At 69.4% G+C, this 15,828-nt stretch carries 21 protein-coding genes; 14 read left to right on the top strand and 7 right to left on the bottom strand.

Going from position 1 to position 15,828, the window contains the following annotated elements:
• Positions 1-11 precede the first annotated feature (11 nt).
• From gvpJ to ACYQ5L_RS08055, 8 genes are read left to right on the top strand one after another with little or no spacing between them, the layout of a single operon-like run.
• Positions 12-494 carry a gas vesicle protein GvpJ gene (gene gvpJ / locus ACYQ5L_RS08090; RefSeq protein ID WP_379205010.1) on the top strand — a complete coding sequence of 161 codons (483 nt, stop codon included), beginning with the start codon at positions 12-14 and terminating at the stop codon, positions 492-494.
• Entirely contained in the window at positions 491-1,288 is a 798-nt protein-coding gene (locus ACYQ5L_RS08085) for a GvpL/GvpF family gas vesicle protein (RefSeq protein WP_459956774.1), read from the top strand. Before gvpJ ends, ACYQ5L_RS08085 begins: the two co-directional genes overlap by 4 nt.
• On the top strand, positions 1,285-1,524 hold the full coding sequence (ccmI, locus tag ACYQ5L_RS08080) for a c-type cytochrome biogenesis protein CcmI (protein ID WP_459956773.1): 240 nt from the start codon (positions 1,285-1,287) through the stop codon (positions 1,522-1,524). The genes ACYQ5L_RS08085 and ccmI overlap by 4 nt, the downstream gene beginning before the upstream one ends.
• Positions 1,514-1,795 (top strand): gas vesicle protein GvpO, encoded by a 282-nt coding sequence (gene gvpO, locus ACYQ5L_RS08075; RefSeq protein WP_459956772.1) that lies wholly within the window; start codon positions 1,514-1,516, stop codon positions 1,793-1,795. The genes ccmI and gvpO overlap by 11 nt, the downstream gene beginning before the upstream one ends.
• Positions 1,792-2,175 (top strand): gas vesicle protein, encoded by a 384-nt coding sequence (locus tag ACYQ5L_RS08070; RefSeq protein ID WP_459956771.1) that lies wholly within the window; start codon positions 1,792-1,794, stop codon positions 2,173-2,175. Before gvpO ends, ACYQ5L_RS08070 begins: the two co-directional genes overlap by 4 nt.
• Entirely contained in the window at positions 2,165-2,923 is a 759-nt protein-coding gene (locus ACYQ5L_RS08065) for a GvpL/GvpF family gas vesicle protein (protein WP_459956770.1), read from the top strand. Before ACYQ5L_RS08070 ends, ACYQ5L_RS08065 begins: the two co-directional genes overlap by 11 nt.
• Before the next feature lie 44 nt (positions 2,924-2,967).
• Positions 2,968-3,156, top strand: a complete 189-nt coding sequence (locus tag ACYQ5L_RS08060; protein WP_459963355.1) for a gas vesicle protein — start codon at positions 2,968-2,970, stop codon at positions 3,154-3,156.
• The gene (locus ACYQ5L_RS08055) at positions 3,153-3,458 is read left to right on the top strand and encodes a gas vesicle protein K (protein WP_459956769.1); all 306 of its coding nucleotides are present in this window, start codon (positions 3,153-3,155) and stop codon (positions 3,456-3,458) included. Before ACYQ5L_RS08060 ends, ACYQ5L_RS08055 begins: the two co-directional genes overlap by 4 nt.
• A gap of 3 nt (positions 3,459-3,461) precedes the next feature.
• Here the strand turns inward: ACYQ5L_RS08055 and ACYQ5L_RS08050 are convergent, their stop codons facing one another.
• Complete coding sequence (locus ACYQ5L_RS08050; protein ID WP_459956768.1) at positions 3,462-3,827, bottom strand: phage holin family protein; 366 nt, start codon at positions 3,825-3,827, stop codon at positions 3,462-3,464.
• A gap of 125 nt (positions 3,828-3,952) precedes the next feature.
• On the opposite strand from ACYQ5L_RS08050, the gene ACYQ5L_RS08045 reads away from it, so the two are divergent.
• The 3 genes from ACYQ5L_RS08045 (at position 3,953) to ACYQ5L_RS08035 (ending at position 6,003) form a co-directional block, all read left to right on the top strand.
• Complete coding sequence (locus ACYQ5L_RS08045) at positions 3,953-4,195, top strand: hypothetical protein (RefSeq protein WP_459956767.1); 243 nt, start codon at positions 3,953-3,955, stop codon at positions 4,193-4,195.
• Positions 4,196-4,297: 102 nt separating this feature from the next.
• Positions 4,298-5,272, top strand: a complete 975-nt coding sequence (locus tag ACYQ5L_RS08040) for a GlxA family transcriptional regulator (RefSeq protein ID WP_459956766.1) — start codon at positions 4,298-4,300, stop codon at positions 5,270-5,272.
• Positions 5,269-6,003: a DJ-1/PfpI family protein gene (locus tag ACYQ5L_RS08035; RefSeq protein ID WP_459956765.1), complete on the top strand. Its 735-nt coding sequence runs from the start codon at positions 5,269-5,271 to the stop codon at positions 6,001-6,003. Before ACYQ5L_RS08040 ends, ACYQ5L_RS08035 begins: the two co-directional genes overlap by 4 nt.
• A 6-nt stretch (positions 6,004-6,009) precedes the next feature.
• Here the strand turns inward: ACYQ5L_RS08035 and ACYQ5L_RS08030 are convergent, their stop codons facing one another.
• On the bottom strand, positions 6,010-6,417 hold the full coding sequence (locus ACYQ5L_RS08030; protein WP_459963354.1) for a TIGR03668 family PPOX class F420-dependent oxidoreductase: 408 nt from the start codon (positions 6,415-6,417) through the stop codon (positions 6,010-6,012).
• Positions 6,418-6,666: 249 nt separating this feature from the next.
• Here ACYQ5L_RS08030 and ACYQ5L_RS08025 point away from each other — a divergent pair, with 249 nt between their 5' ends.
• The 3 genes from ACYQ5L_RS08025 (at position 6,667) to ACYQ5L_RS08015 (ending at position 10,813) form a co-directional block, all read left to right on the top strand.
• Entirely contained in the window at positions 6,667-8,283 is a 1,617-nt protein-coding gene (locus ACYQ5L_RS08025) for an AMP-binding protein (RefSeq protein WP_459956764.1), read from the top strand.
• 136 nt (positions 8,284-8,419) lie between these two features.
• Positions 8,420-9,733: an MFS transporter gene (locus tag ACYQ5L_RS08020; RefSeq protein WP_459956763.1), complete on the top strand. Its 1,314-nt coding sequence runs from the start codon at positions 8,420-8,422 to the stop codon at positions 9,731-9,733.
• A gap of 90 nt (positions 9,734-9,823) precedes the next feature.
• Positions 9,824-10,813 carry a chemotaxis protein CheB gene (locus ACYQ5L_RS08015; protein WP_459956762.1) on the top strand — a complete coding sequence of 330 codons (990 nt, stop codon included), beginning with the start codon at positions 9,824-9,826 and terminating at the stop codon, positions 10,811-10,813.
• 14 nt (positions 10,814-10,827) lie between these two features.
• Here the strand turns inward: ACYQ5L_RS08015 and ACYQ5L_RS08010 are convergent, their stop codons facing one another.
• From ACYQ5L_RS08010 to ACYQ5L_RS07990, 5 genes are all read right to left on the bottom strand, one after another.
• Positions 10,828-11,574 carry an ATP-binding protein gene (locus tag ACYQ5L_RS08010; protein WP_459956760.1) on the bottom strand — a complete coding sequence of 249 codons (747 nt, stop codon included), beginning with the start codon at positions 11,572-11,574 and terminating at the stop codon, positions 10,828-10,830.
• A 105-nt stretch (positions 11,575-11,679) separates the two neighbouring features.
• Positions 11,680-12,195 carry a phosphoribosyltransferase gene (locus ACYQ5L_RS08005; RefSeq protein WP_459956758.1) on the bottom strand — a complete coding sequence of 172 codons (516 nt, stop codon included), beginning with the start codon at positions 12,193-12,195 and terminating at the stop codon, positions 11,680-11,682.
• A gap of 319 nt (positions 12,196-12,514) precedes the next feature.
• Positions 12,515-13,441 carry an NADP-dependent oxidoreductase gene (locus ACYQ5L_RS08000; RefSeq protein WP_459956756.1) on the bottom strand — a complete coding sequence of 309 codons (927 nt, stop codon included), beginning with the start codon at positions 13,439-13,441 and terminating at the stop codon, positions 12,515-12,517.
• 108 nt (positions 13,442-13,549) lie between these two features.
• Complete coding sequence (locus ACYQ5L_RS07995; protein ID WP_459956754.1) at positions 13,550-14,194, bottom strand: Rid family hydrolase; 645 nt, start codon at positions 14,192-14,194, stop codon at positions 13,550-13,552.
• A 25-nt stretch (positions 14,195-14,219) separates the two neighbouring features.
• On the bottom strand, positions 14,220-15,791 hold the full coding sequence (locus ACYQ5L_RS07990) for a flavin monoamine oxidase family protein (RefSeq protein ID WP_459963353.1): 1,572 nt from the start codon (positions 15,789-15,791) through the stop codon (positions 14,220-14,222).
• Between the last annotated feature and the right edge of the window lie 37 nt (positions 15,792-15,828).

Raw genomic sequence — 15,828 nt, 5'->3', positions numbered from 1 at the left:
AGTTAGTTTTCATGACTACTGCACTACAACCCCGGGGAGGTGGCGGCGGCGTCGGCAGGCCGAATTCGAGCAGTCTGGCCGAAGTGCTCGACACCATTCTCGACAAGGGCCTCGTCATCGATGCTTACGTGCGAGTATCGCTCGTCGGCATCGAGATTCTGACCATCGATGCGCGCGTGGTGGTGGCCAGCGTCGATACGTATCTGCGCTTCGCCGAGGCGGTCAACCGGCTCGATATCGCCGCGCAGGACCAGAAGCCCGGGCTGCCGGACGTGGTCAAGGACGTGGCCTCCGGCGGCAAGGCCTCCGATACCAAGCAGGCCATCGAATCGGCGACCCAGCAGTTGGCCGGGGCGCTGGGTCAGGACAAGGACAAGTCGCAGACCAAGGAGCTGATCGAGAAGGCCGGTCAGCAGATTCTCGGTGCACTCACCCCGGAGAAGGAAGAGAAGCCCAAGCCCAGCACCAGCACACGCCGGAAGACCCAATCATGACCACGGCCGACACACCATCGGAAAGCTCTCGCACACAGCAGAATTCGGGTACAGCCCTGTTGATCTACGGGATCGTGCCCGCCGAGGCGAAGCCCGAGGCCGAGGGGATCGGGCAGCAGCCCGCGCCCGTGCAGACGGTCACCCGCGGGCCGATCGCGGCCCTGGTCAGCGAGATTCCCGTCGATCAACCGCTCGATCGCGCGGAGGATCTGCAGGCGTTCTCCCGGGTCGTGGACGGCCTGGTCGCCCAGATGCCGGTCATCCCGGTGCGTTTCGGGGCCGCGCTGCCCGACGCCGAGCAGGTCGAAACCGGCCTGCTCGAACCCAATGCCGATCGCTTCCGCGCCGCCCTCGACGAATTGCGGGGCCTCGCAGAGTATTTGGTCAAGGGCCAGTACGTCGAGGAATCGGTGCTGCGGGAGATCCTGCAGGAGAACCGGGAAGCCGCCGCGCTGGCCGAACAGGTGCGCGAGCTGCCGCCCGAACTCGGCCGCGATGCCCGCATCACCCTGGGCGAAACAGTCAATGCCGCACTGGAAGCCAAGCGCGAAGCCGACGGCGAGGTGCTGGTGCAGACGCTGCGGCAGCTGACCGAGCATCTGGCCCTGCGCCCGCCCACCCATGAGGAGGAGGTCGCCGATATCGCGGTGCTCGTCCCCCTCGAACAGGAGCAGGAGCTGCTGCGCCTGGTGAACGGGCTCGGCGAGCAGTGGGCCGGTCGCGTGGACATGCGCGTCGTGGGCCCGCTCGCGGCCTGGGATTTCGTGGCCGCCGAGGCGCCGGAACCATCATGATCGGCACCCTGCTGACGCTGCCGCTGCTTCCCGTCCGCGGCGTGCTGGCATTGGCGGAGATCCTCGCCGAGGAGGTCGACAAGGAGCTGTACGGCATGCCCGCCATCCGGCGCCGGCTCGACGAGCTGCAACGGCAGCGGGCGGCGGGGCAACTCGACGCCGACGAATACCAGCGGGCCGAGCAGGAGGTGCTGGCCCGGCTGCTGAACCGGAGGAGCGGTGACCGTGACCAGTGACGGCGACCCGCTGACCGCCGCCGAGACCGCCGCCGCCGGCACCCGCCATATCGCGGAGCTGACCGGCAAGGCGGTGCTCGGCGCGACGGGGGTCCGGCCCGCGGAACAGGGCTGGACCGTGGAGGTCGAGGTGCTCGAGGACGCGCACATCCCCTCCTCGGAGGATGTGCTCGCGCTCTACGAACTCGAACTCGACGAGCACGGAAAACTGTTGTCCTATCGCAGGATCCGACGCGGCAAGCGCTGCGTGATCGGAGACGACCGCCGATGACCTATTCCTCCGGCATGTACTCGGGGCGACCGGCCCGCGGCGGCTCGGAACCGTCCAATCTCGGTGACATTCTCGAGCGCGTCCTGGACAAGGGCCTGGTCATCGCGGGCGATATCCGGGTGAACCTGCTCGACATCGAATTGCTCACCATCAAACTGCGTTTGGTCGTCGCCTCCCTGGAGACCGCGCGCGAGGTGGGCATCGACTGGTGGGAGCGCGACCCCTGGTTGCGCGGGGACCGGGCGCTCGCCCGGGACGCCGACGGCGAGCTGGAGCCAGGCGACGGCGCGCGCGCCATCGAGGCGGCCGGCGAATTGCGTTCGGAGAACGAGCGATTGCGGCAGCGCATCGCGGAACTGGAGAGCCGGGATGGCTCGTGACACCGTCGCGGTGTGGGTGTACACCGTGGTCCGCGACGCCGATCCGGTCCCGGCGATCTCCGGCGTGAGCGGCGAGCCGACCCGGTCGGTGCGCGCGTGCGGGCTGGCCGCGGTGGTGGGCTCGGTTCCCGTGTCCGAGTTCGGCGCGGAAGCCTTGCAGCGCAACCTGAACGACCTCGACCGGCTGGCCGCCATCGCCCGCGACCACAATGCGGTCATCGAGACCGTCGCCGCCTCCCGCCCCGCGCTACCGGTCCGCTTGGCGGTGCTGTGCCGCGACGACGACGGTGTGCGCGCCCTGCTGACCGAGCGGAACAGCGATCTCGACGCGGCGCTGACCCTGGTGGACGGCCGCGCCGAATGGGGCGTGAAGGCCTTCCTCCGCCGCCCGCCGTTCCGGGAGCGGCGCTCGCGCCCCGCCTCGGGCGCCGACTATCTGCGGCAGCGCCGGGATGCCCTGCGGCGCGACCACATCGACCGCGCGGCCGCCGAGCGCGCCGCCGCCGAGCTGTTCCGGGGATTGACCCCGTATGCCGTCGGCGCGCGCCGGCGGACGCTCACCGACAACTCCCTCACCGGGCGCGACGCCCCGATGCTGCTCAATGCCGCGTATCTCGTCGACAATGCGAAGGTCACCGAATTCCGGGCCGCCGTCACACGATGCGCCGATCATCCCGATCTCCTCGTGGAACAGACCGGCCCCTGGCCGCCCTATTCCTTCGTCGGCGCGCTCGGAGATCCGCGATGACCGCGCCGCGCCCCGACCTGCTCACCGCGGCGCTGCCGGGCACCGTGCACGACACCGGATCCCTTGCCGCCCATGCCGATCACGAGCTCGCGCTGATCGATCTGCTCGATCGGGTCCTCGCCGGCGGCGTGGTGATCTCCGGGGACATCACCCTGTCCATCGCGGGCGTCGATCTGGTGCACATCTCCCTGCGCACTCTCATCTCCTCCGTCGCCTCCCTACTCGAGCAATGAACGAGGCCCGAGCAGGGACCGAGCCGGCCGAGCGCATCGAACTCGACCCGGCCACCGTCGAACGCGGCCTGGCCACCCTGGTGCTCACCATTGTCGAACTGCTGCGCCAGCTGATGGAGCGCCAAGCCGTGCGCCGCATGGACGCGGGCGACTTGAGCGAGAAGCAGATCGAGGAAATCGGCACTACCCTGCTGCGCCTGTCCGACGCCATGGACGAGCTGCGCGAGCATTTCGGCCTGGCCCCCGAGGATCTCAATATCGACCTCGGCCCCCTCGGCCCACTGCTCCCCCGCGATCTCTGATCGTCAGCGATCGCCGAGGCCGGTCTCGACGCCCGTGTCCGGGCCGCCGCGCGATTTCGCCATCGCGCGCACGACGGCCGCCGCGACCAGCAGCACGACGCCGATGATCAGCGCCGCCACCCAGGCGGGCACGGCCAGCGCGATAACCAGCACCGCGGCCGCGACCAGCGCACCACCGCCGTAGAGGGCCAGCAGCGCGGCCGCCGCCATCAGCTTGGCGCGCTTGCCGAATCTCGGCATCCGCCCGATCGTTTCGCCGATGGCGCGCCGGGTCTGCTCGCGCACCAGTGCGCTCAGCTGCTCGGGGCCGAGCCCGGCCACATCGGAGAGCGGGGACGTCTTCGCCCCATGAGTTCCGGGTACATCCATGCCCTCGGTCTACCCGCACAGCGGCGGCCGACACCGCCGCCCGGATATCGCGACCGGTTTTCCCGCCGAGCGCACGGGTAGGCGGGGAATGGGGGGAATTCGAGAGCGAGACAAGGAGATCAGCAATGACCCACACCCAGGAAACCGGCGCCATCACCGGCACCAAGGACAAGGATTACGACCTCATCTGGTTCATCGAGGCCTCCCTGGACAATGCGCTGCGGCTGCAGACCTACATCGAGGACGCGGAGCGGGCGGGCGATACCGAGCTCGCCGACTTCTTCCGCCGGGCGCAGGCCGAGAGCCGCAAGGGCGGCGTCCAGGGCAAGCAACTGCTGGCCGGACGGCTGGCGAGCTCCGATATGTGAATCAGGGACAGGTGCGAGAGGCCGCGACCATTCGGCCCGGATGGCCGGAATTGCAATAGTCGTGGCATTGACGCCATGGGCGGCGGGCCGCAGGCTGGGGACATGCGGGTGGTGCTGATGGTGGTCTTCGACGGCTTCCAGTTGCTGGATGCCGCCGGGCCCGCCGATGTGCTCGCCGCGGCGACGCTCATGGGCGCCGCGCCGGGATACCGCGTCGAGCTGGTGGCGGCGCGGGCCGGGCCGGTGCGTTCGTCCTCCGGCATCACGGTCACCGCGGAGCACGCGCTCGCGGACTGGTCGGAGCCGGTGCACATGATGCTGGTCGCCGGCGGCCTGTCGGCGTGGACGGCCAGTGCGGACGCCGAGCTGGTGGCCGGCATCCGGCGGCTGGCCGACGGCGCGGAACGGGTCGGATCGGTGTGCTCGGGGGCGTTTCTGCTGGCCCGCGCCGGACTGCTGGACGGCCGCCGGGCCACCACGCACTGGGCCGGCGGAGAGTTGCTGGCCGGGGAATTCCCGGCGGTGCGGACCGAGCCGGACCGGATCTATGTGCGCGACGGCTCGGTGTGGACCTCGGCGGGCGTCACCGCCGGCATCGATCTGGCGCTGGCCATCGTGGCCGCCGATCACGGCCCGGAGCTGGCGCGGGAGGTGGCGCGCTGGCTGGTGGTGTACCTGCACCGCGCGGGCGGGCAGAGCCAGTTCAGCGCACCCGTCGCCGCGCAGGCCCCGAAGCGGAATGCCCTGCGCGCCCTGCAGATCTGGCTGGAGGAGAACCTCGACGCCGATCTGTCGCTGGCGGCGCTGGCCGCGCGCTCGGGCATGAGCACGCGGCATTTCTCCCGGGTGTTCGCCCACGAGCTGGGCACCACCCCGGCGCGCTATGTCGAGCAGGTGCGGATCGGCGCGGCGCGCCGGCTGCTGGAGACCACCGATCAACCGCTGGACCGGGTGGCCGCGGCGGTCGGCCTCGGCAGCCCCGAGACCCTCTACCGAATCTTCCACCGCCACTTGGGCGTACCGCCGGGCGAGTACCGCGCCCGCTTCACCGTTTCCGAAAGAGAGAGTGCCCCGTGACCTTTCAGATCGCCATCGTGCTGTATCAGGGGATGACGGTGCTGGACGCCATCGGCCCCTACGAGGTCCTGCGCGGCATACCCGAGAGCGAATTGCGGTTCGTGTCCGATGAAGTCGGCCCCATCGTCTCCGACAGCGGCGTGCTGGTGCTCGGCGCCACCCACACCTTCGCCGAGACGCCCGCACCGGATCTGGTGCTGGTGCCGGGCTCCGAGGGCGCGACCACCACGGCCATGGCCGACAAGGAGCTCATCGGCTGGCTGCGCGCCGTGCACGAGACCACGCAGTGGACCACCTCGGTGTGCAGCGGCGCACTGATACTGGCGGCGGCCGATATCCTGCGCGGGCATCCGGCCACCACGCACTGGGCCGCGCAACCGGCGCTGGCGGCCTTCGGCGCACAGTCGCGGCCGCACGATCGGATCGTGCACAGCGGCAAGATCGTCACCGCCGCGGGGGTCTCGGCGGGCATCGACCTCGGGCTGTGGCTGGTCGGGCAGATCGCGGGCGACGACGCGGCCAGGATGACCCAGCTGACCATCGAATACGATCCGCACCCGCCCTACGACACCGGCCACCCGGACAAGGCGCCCGCCGATCTGCTGCGCCGGGCCCGGCTGGAGATGACCAAGCGGGCGGCCTCACCGCGCGTGCCGCTCGAGGTGGGCGCCGCACTGTGGCGCAATACCCTGCACCGCGTCCGCGACCGCGCCGCCGCCAAGCACAGGTAGCGCGAATCAGCTCGCGCGCCAGCCCGACCAGGCCGTAACATCGATGGCGATCACCGGGCCGGGCGGCGGCTGCTCGAGGTAGGCGGAATACCGCCCGGCCAGCTCGCGCACCGCCGCTCGCGCCTCGTCGCCGTCCGCAATGCGGGCCCGGCCGTCGGCGCGGACCCACCACAGGCGGGTCCAATCCTCGCTGTAGTGATCGGCCAGCACGGACACGTTCGGGTTGGCCGCGATATTCGCCAGCCGCCGCAGCGCGGTGGTCGTCTTCGGCTTGGCGTCGACCGCCGTGTAGACGACCTCGCCGACCACCGCGAACACGATCGGCACGAGATGCGGCAGACCGTCACCGGACACGGTCGCCAGCCGCGCGACCCGCCCGGCGGCGAAACGCTCCCGAGCCCGCCGAGAATCCATCCGCATCTCGTGATCGTTGCACTTTCCGCCCTCCCGAGCGATCTCCAAGGGGATCTCAGGGGAAATGATGCCGCGGCACCGCTCGTCCGTACTCGCGGTGCTGACCGCCGCGCTGCCCTGTCTCGCCGGTTGCACGACGACCGGAATTGCCGGGTAGTACACAACTTCGGGGGTACCGTGGCCGGGGTGTGCTGAGGATCGTGGAGAACAGCCGCGGCGGCGGACGACCGCTGGGCGAGGAGAGAATTCATGGTTTCCGATCCGAACACCGTCGTTCGCGCCCTGCTGCAGGAGTACGGGTCCCCCGCGGCGTGTGCGGCCGAGTTGCTGTGTGACCGGCACGCACCCGAGCGCGTCGCGTTCACCGTCGTGGAGAGCGATCTGAGCGCCGCCGATATCACCTACGGCGAATTGCGCGAGCGCTCGACCCGTTTCGCGGCGGCGCTCGCGGATCTCGGCATCGAGCCGGGCGATCGGGTCGCGACCCTGATGGGCAAGTCGGCGGATCTGCTGACCGTGCTGCTGGGGATCTGGCGGCGCGGTGCGGTGCACGTGCCGCTCTTCACGGCGTTCGCGCCCGCGGCCATTGCCTTCCGATTGGCCGCCAGCGGCGCGAAAATCGTTGTGGCCGATGCCGATCAGCGACCCAAGCTGGATCCGGGCGAGGATATGCCCGCCGCTCCGGCCTGGCGGGTGATCACCGCCGGGGCGGAGGACGAGCTGTCGCTGGACGCACTGCTGGGCGAATACGCGGCCGATGATGCGCGGGGTGCGGCCGTCGCGGTGGGCGCGGACGGCGTCATGGTGCAGCTGTATACGAGCGGCACCACCGGGACGCCCAAGGGAGTTCCGGTTCCGGTGCGGGCGCTCGCGGGGCTGGTCGGCTATCAGCACTTCGCGCTCGACGTGCGGGCGGACGACGTTTACTGGAATGTCGCCGATCCGGGCTGGGCGTACGGCCTGTACTACGCCATCCTGTCGCCGCTGGCGAGCGGGACGCGCAGCCTGCTGCTGCGTTCCGGCTTCTCCGCGCCGCTCACCCGGCAGGTGCTCGAGAAGTTCGGCGTCACCAACCTCGCCGCCGCCCCGACCGTGTACCGCGCACTGCGGGCGGATGACGAGAATGCCTGGGACGGTGTGCGATTGCGGCGGGCGTCGTCGGCGGGCGAACCGCTGACACCGGATATTCCGGCCTGGTCGGAGCGGGTGCTCGGCGTGGCGGTCCGCGACCATTACGGGCAGACCGAGCACGGCATGCTGATCGCCAATGCCTGGCACGACGAGCTGCGCACCGAGGTGCGGCCCGGCTCGATGGGCAAGCCGCTGCCGGGCACCCGCATGGCCGTCATCGACGAATCCTCCGACCGGGTACTCGATCCCGGCGAACAGGGACGCGTGGTCGTGGACATGTACGACAGTCCGGCCGTCTGGTTCACCGGCTATGTCGACGCGCCCGAGAAGACCGCGTCCCGCTACACCGCCGACGGCCGCTGGTATCTGACCGGCGACGCCGGGACGGTCGACGCGGACGGCTTCTTCTACTTCTCCTCCCGCGACGACGATGTGATCATCATGGCCGGCTACCGCATCGGCCCCTTCGATGTGGAGAGCGTGCTGGTGCTGCACGACGCCGTCCTGGAGGCCGCGGTCGTGGGCATGCCCGACGAGCTGCGCGGCGAGGTGATCGAGGCATTCGTGGTGCCGGCCAATGGATTCGAGGGCGGCCCGGAGCTGGCTGCCGAATTGCAGCAGCTGGTCAAGACCAAGTTCGCCGCGCACGCCTACCCGCGCACCGTGCACTTCGTGGACAGCCTGCCCAAGACGCCCAGCGGCAAGGTGCAGCGATTCCTCTTGCGGCAACGCTGAGCCCGATCGCGGCAACGCTGAGCCCGGTCGCCGGCCCACCCCCATTCCGGGGGTAGTCTCCCAGTGACGTGGATCACTACGTTTCTCTCACCCAGCGGACCCGAACGGCCCGCGCCGGGCAGAAAGAGGAACAGCAGTGAAAGTCTCACCCACGACGGCGGTCACCCCGTCGTCCGGAACCAGCGTGCGAAAAGTGGCGATTGCCAGCTGTATCGGCACCACCATCGAGTTCTACGACTTCTTCATCTACGGCACCGCGGCGGCCCTGGTCTTTCCGAAAGTGTTCTTCCCGGCGCTCGGGTCCACGGCCGGCACCGTCGCCTCGTTCGCGACCTTCGCGGTCGCCTTCGTCGCCCGGCCGGTCGGCGCGGTGCTGTTCGGGCACTACGGCGACCGCATCGGGCGGAAGAAGACGCTGGTCTCGACCCTACTGCTGATGGGCCTGTGCACGCTGCTCATCGGCCTGCTGCCCAGCGCGGACAGCATCGGCGTGGCCGCGCCGATCATTCTGGTGCTGCTGCGTTTCGGCCAGGGCTTCGCGGTCGGCGGGGAATGGGCCGGCGCCACCCTGCTGACCGCGGAGTACGCGCCGCCGGGCAAACGCGGGCTCTACGCCATGTTCCCGCAGATCGGGCCGGCCTTCGCATTCATGTTGTCCAGCAGCACCTTCCTGATCACCGGCGCGGTGCTGGGCGATGCCAATCAGACCTTCCTCACCTGGGGCTGGCGCATTCCGTTCCTGTTCTCCATCGTGCTGGTCGGCATCGGCCTCTACATGCGGCTGGCCATCGAGGAGACTCCGGTCTTCCGGGCGAGCAAGGCCGTCGCGGGCGGCTCGTCCGCACCGGGTCTGCCGTTCCTCGAGGCCTGGAAGCAGCAGCCGCGGGAGATCCTGCTCTCGGCCGGCGCGCTGGCGACGCTGTTCTCCTTCTTCTATATGGGCACGGCGTATCTCACCAGCTACGGCACCAAGACGCTCGGCTTCAGCCGGCCGTTCGTCCTCACCGTGGGCATCGGCGCGGCCGCGGTCTTCGGCGCGGCCATCATCGCCTCGGCGCTCTACTCCGACCGGCTGGGGCGGCGACGGGTGCTGCTGGTGTCCAGCGGCCTGGCCGTGGTCTGGGCGCTGGCGCTGTTCCCGCTGCTCGACACCGGTTCCCGAGCCGCCTTCGCGCTCGGCGTCACCGTCACCCTGGGGATCTTCGGCATTGCCTACGGGCCTTGTGGCGCACTGCTTCCGGAGATGTTCCGGACCCGCTACCGCTACACCGGCGCGGGCCTGGGCTACAACCTGGCGGGCGTGCTCGGCGGCGCGGTCCCGCCGCTGATCGCCGCGCCGCTGTCGGAAGCCTTCGGCAGCATCGCCATCGGCGTCCTGCTGGCCGGGCTCGCCGCCCTCAGTGTCGCGTGCACCTGGGCGCTGGTCGAAACCAAGGACGAAATCCTGTGACCCAGTGGTGCCGGGGCGGCCCGCGACGTTAGGTCGCCCCGGCACCGGGTACTCGGCCCAGGTCCGGCCCGGGACCCCGCAGGGAGACGTATGACAGAGCCGTCGGATGTGATCGTGGTCGGTGCGTCGGCCGGCGGAGTCGAGGCACTGCAGAAGTTCGTGCACGGCTTGCCCGCCGATCTGCCCGCGGCCGTGCTGGTGGTACTGCATCTTCCGGTGACCGCGGTGAGCACGCTGGCGACCATTCTGGATCGGGCCGGTGTATTGCCCGCGCACACCGCGCGGCAGGGCATGCCGCTGGAGGCCGGCGCCGTCTACACCGCCACGCCGCGTCATCATCTGCTGGTCTCCCGGCGTCGAATCGTGTTGTCGCACGGTCCGACCGAGAACGGCCACCGGCCCGGAGTGAACGCCTTGTTCCGGTCCGCGGCGCTCACCTGGGCGCCCCGGGTGGCGGGCGTGGTGCTGTCCGGTTCGCTCGACGACGGCACCGCGGGCCTCGCCTTGATCAAGTCCCGCGGCGGGGTGGCCGCCGTGCAGGATCCCGCCGACGCGAAGTACCGGAGCATGCCCGAGACCGCGCTGCGGCGCGTACAGGTCGACCTCGTCCGCCCGGCCCGCGAACTCGGTCCCGCGCTGGCGGAAACGCTCCGGGTCAGAGGCGATCTGCCCGCACCGCTGCCGCCGCCCGATCTCACCCGGCTCGAAGCCCAGATCGACGCCGGGGCGGCGGTCGCGAAGAGCGGAATGGCGACGCTGGCGCCTCCGGCGGACCTGATCTGCCCGGACTGCGACGGTCCCCTGCTGGACATGGGCGACGGCCTCCACTTCCGCTGCCTGGTCGGGCATGCGTGGACCGCGGCGGCGCTGCTCATCGAGGAGAACACCGAGATCGAACGCGCGCTGTGGATGGCATTGCGCGCCTTGGAGGACAAGCGCCGGATCACCCGGCGCATGCAGGACGATGCCCGCCGCCAGGGCCAGGACGACACCGCCGATCGCTTTGCCGCGCGGTCCGCCGAACACGATCGGTCCATCGATGTGCTGCGCCGGCTGCTCGTCCTGCGTGATGGGAACTGATCGGGCCGTGCGGCTCAGCGCAGCTGCCGCCGGGTGGGCAGCGTCGCCCACACCACCTTGCCCATCGGCCACTGCGGCGAACACCCCCAGGCAATGGCCAGTCGCGAGACGATGTGCAGTCCGAAACGCCGTGTGCCATCGGCGGGTTCGCGCAGCACCGCCTCGTGCGGATCGGTATCGGAGACCGCGATCGTCAGCACATTGCCCCAGCGCTCCAGCCGCACGCCGACCGTGTCGACCTCGGTGTGCAGAAACGCGTTCTCCACCAATTCGGTGACGACCAGCCGAGCGTCACCGCACACCTCGGGCGTGGACCAGCGTTCGCAGACCTCGTCCACGAACCGGCGCGCGCTGCGCGCACCCTCGGCGACGCCGAGTTCGGTCCGCGCACGGAAGCGCGGCGGCGCGGCGGCGGCGCCCGACGCCTCCGGTACCGAGCGGTACACCGGCACGAACTTCCGCACCGCGCTCGTGGTGAATCGAGTGTGCGCGCCGACGGTCCGGGTGACCAGGAGCAGCGGCACCGCCGGCCATTCACTGACCCGGGACCAAGCCTGGGTGAACGCCGTCAGCAGGGGTTCCTCGCCGATCATCAGATCATCGACGACGACGATCAGCGCGCGGGGCTGGTCCACGGCGAATTTGACCAGGTCGTCGCTGAGTTGCCGGTAGGTGTCGAGCGACAGTTCACCGATCGGCCGTACGACGGAGCACCCCTGATATTCGGCTTGCTCCCAATCAATTGCCGGACCGATCGCCATTGTCGTCAGCCACTTCCACCCGGCGATCGGCCTTTACAGCGCACACGACCACGCACAGTCACTTCCGCCATCCTCTTAACGCCGGACTGCGTCCTCAGGCACCGATTACCCGATGCCCTGGTCACTATGCCACGTAAAATATCGGTCCGGATCGGGCAGTTCCGTCACCACATGCGGGCACACCACATTGTCCGCATGGTCGGCGATCATCGCCACGGCCGTGCCGGCGCCGACCGGCGCCGCCACCACGGTACGGACCGCGCCGCGGGCGAAGGCCGATCGGCAGGCGGCCCAGGCGAGCACACCGTATTCCAGATAGTCGTCGACGATCACTGCGGTCCGGCGATCCAGCCTGCCCACGGGCCGGCGCCCCCGCAGCCGCAGTCCCTCTTTCCGGGCGAGTTCCCCCGCCTCGCTTTCGATCCGTGCCAGCTTGTCCGGATCCGCCGAGAGCGTTCGCCACATCGGCACGTCCAGGGCCCGAATTCCATCCTCCGTGATGGCGCCGTACACCAACTCCGGGCATTCCGGAGACCGAAGCGCCTCCGGAACAACCACATCCAAATCGACATTCAGCACCGTGGCCACTTCACCGGCCACCGGGATTCCACCCGGGGACATCCCGAGCACCGTCACATCGGGCCCGCGAAATGCGAGCAGACGCCTGGCAAGTCGGCGCCCGGCCGTAATTCGATCAACGAAAAGTGGTTCGACCACACCGTCGCTCACGATTCTTCCTATTCCGATCGGTCGGTACAGCCGCCGAACACCCACGCCATACCGAGTCCCGTGCAGGATCATCGAATGTCGGTGCAAGACAGTAGATGCCGCTTCTTGACAACCACACCGTCGAAATATCGCGCCGCACCCCAGCGCATGCAGGAATTGTAAGCCGCATCACATACCGCGGCAACGTCTTCACCAACCCGCACGCCACCGCTCAGGGGATGAGAACGGTCTTTCCCTTGGCGTTCGCGGTGGCCGCGTGCGCTTTCGCGGCGTCGGCGAGGGCGAATTCGCGGTCCACGTGAATCCGCAAGGCGGCTGATTCGGTGAGCGCGACGAGTTCGGCGAGATCCGCCGCGGAGGGGTGAACCATGACCGTTTCGAAGCGGATGCCCTGTCGTTCGGCCTCTTCCGGGGTGATGCCCGGGTTGTGGCCGACAGTGGTCACCAGGAGAGCGCCGGGGTTCAGGACCTTGACCGAGCGGAGCGCGTAGTCGCCGCCGACCAGGTCGAAGACGATATCGACAGGGGCCGTAGCGGTGGCGAAATCCGTTGCGGTGTAGTCGATCAGCTCGTCGGCGCCGAGGTCCGCGAGGAAGGCGTGATGCTCGGCGCGGGCGGTGGCGATGACGTGGGCGCCGCGGGCCTTGGCGATCTGGACGGCCAGGTGGCCGACGCCTCCGGAGGCGGCGTGAATCAGAACACGCTGACCGGGCTCGATTCGGGCGATATTCACCAGGCCCTCCCAGGCGGTGAGACCGGCCAGCGGCAGGGCGCCCGCGGCGGACATGGACAGCGCGGCGGGCTTGGCCACCAGTTCATCGGCCGGGGCGACCAGGTATTCGGCGTAGGCTCCGGCGGCCTTCGGGAACAGGGTCAGGCCGAGGACTTCCGCGCCCAGCTCGAATCGGGTCACGCCGGGGCCGAGCGCCTCGACGACACCGGCCACATCCCAGCCGAGCGCGAAGGGCGGCTCCGGAAACAGCGGGAAGTGCCCGGCGCGCACCGCCGAGTCCACCGGGTTGACCCCGGCCGCGCGCACCCGCACCAGCACCTCGCCGGCGCCGGGCCGCGGCCGGTCGATCTCGGTGCGGTACAGCACCTCGGGGCCGCCGAAGGTGTCCTGAGTGATCGCGTACATGGGAATCTCCTTTGTTTGCCGTGCGGACTATTGCTATGACAAACAAGTACTCCCGGTTATTCCTCACGTCAACTATCCGCGCATCGATCAATGCTCGGCGCCGCACGCCTAGCCCGGGTAGACGGCGTCCACTTCGACCTCGACGAGCCAGCCGGGCACCGGGAGGCTCGCGACCTCCAGGGCGAAGCGGGTGGGGCGGGCCGGGTTTCGCACCAGCGGGGCGGCGGGGGCGGCGGTGCCGAGCGGAACCAGTTCGGTGTCACCGGTCTCCAGGTTGGTGTTGGCGAAGAACTGGCGGTAGGCGCGGTTCCAGCCGGCGTAGTCGGCGCGGTCGGAACCGGGGGCGTTGTCGAGGAAGACGCGCATGGTCGTCACGTTCTCCGGGGACAGGCCCTGGGCCTCCAGGTTCTCCTTGATCCTGGCGAGGACCGCCAGGCCCTGTGCCTCCGTGATCGTGACGCCCGCGGGCAGCACGCCGCCCGCGAACTGGGCTGTGTCGATGAAGGATTCGGGGGTGCCCTCCTTGGCGGCCTTGTTGGTCGCGGCCGGGCCGATGCCGCTGGTCTTGTAGACGGCGGCGTCGGTTCTGAGGACCACGCCCTGCGCGATCATGGGGTTGGCCTGCCCCACTTCGAGAATCGAGGTGCTGAGCGCGCCAGACGGCGCCTCGGCCTCTTTCGAATCGGAGGAACAGGCGGTCAGGGCGAGGGCGGCCGCCAGCGTCGCGGTAGTGACGGCAATGGGTTGTTTCACGGGTGGTCTCCTTGTCGGGAACGGTTCAGTCGGCGGCGATTCGGGTGTGCAGCGCGGTCACCACATCGCGCGCGGAGGTGAAGGCGCCGTGCTGCCAGGCAATGGCATTGGACAGGTGGTCCCCGGCGAAGTAGATGCGGTCGACCGGCGCGAGCAGCTTGGCGTATTCCGGTGTGGCCTCGCCGCCGTGCGCATCGCTGCCGGACCAGCCGACCCAGGCGCCCTCGGAGTATCTGGTGCGCCGCCAACTGCCGGAGAACGAGGAGGCGATATCGCGGCGGTATTTGTCGCCGTGGATGGCCGCGCCCTCGTCGATCGCCTTGGCCAGACGCTGGCGGTGCGTGAGGGATTCGAAGGCCAGATGCCGCTTGCCGGTGTTGTAGTAGCCGACCACCACACCGCGCTCGGAGTTGAAATGGTCGTAGGGGAACATGATTTGGGCGATGTCTTTGTCGGTATTGCTGGCGCCGCCGTAGATTCGGTCCTCGAGTTCCCACCAGCGGCGGGTGTATTCGATGCCGAGCTTGCCGGAGGACACCGGAATCGCGGCCTTCAGGGCGAGCAGCACATCGGCGGGCAGGTTGTTGCCGAGCCGGCCGACCAGATTCGGCGGCAGCGTGCAGATGCAGTAATCGGCGTCGACGGCCCGTGTGACGCCGTCCTGCCGGTATTCGACCCGCACGCCGCCGCCGGTGTTCCGCATCGAGGTCACCTCGGCGCCGAATCGAATACGGTCGTCGCCGATTTCGCGCTGGAAGGCGTAATAGATGCGGTCCATGCCGCCGACCGGGGTCATCATCATCATGGCCTGGTCGTAGCCGAACTCGAAGCTGAAGTTGCGGCCGATGCCGCTGCGGATCACATCCGACATGCCGTAGGGCTCGCGTTCGGAACCGAAGTTCAGGCCCGCCCCGGGCTCGGAATCGTAACCGCGCCGGGAGGATCCGAGATAGCGCCCGTCACTGGACAGGTCGCCGAAATCGCGCAGGAAGGTCGAGAGCGCGTCCTTGTCCGATGGCGTGAGCACATCGTCGAGCGCGCCGCGCGAGGCCGCCTTCTGCAACAGCTCCGAGAGATAGCCGTACACATCGGCTTTGGCCGCCCGGTACGGCACCGACTGTTCCGAGATGGCCGTCTCGCTGCGGTAGTTGACCAGCGTATTGGCATTCTGATTGCCGAACGGCTGGATCTCGACGCCCAGCTCCCGGCAGTAGTCGAGGGTGATGTGCCCCTGCGGAATCCGGGTCGCGCCCAGATTGAAGTAATGGCCCTCGGCGAAGGTGCAGGATTGGGTTTCGCCATGGAGATCGGTCTCGGTCGTCCCGCCGCGCACCGACCACACCCGCCCACCCGGCCGCTGCCGGGCCTCGAGCACGGTCACGGCGTATCCGGCCTTGCGTAGTTCGTAGGCCGCGCACAGACCGGCCGGGCCGCCGCCGAGCACGACCACCGAGGAATTCCCGGCGGCCTTGCCGATCAGATCGCCCTGCGCGGGCGAGCGGAAGCGCGGCGTGTCCGCGGTCGCGGGCGCCAGCCCGATGGCCGACATCGCGCCGTAGGCCAGTCCGACGCCGCCGGTGGCGCCCAATCCGCGTATGAAAGACCTTCTGGTGACTGTCAATTCGAGCTCCATC

It is taken from the genome of Nocardia sp. IFM 10818, assembly GCF_054655275.1.
This window is presented reverse-complemented; position numbering and strand designations above follow the sequence as displayed.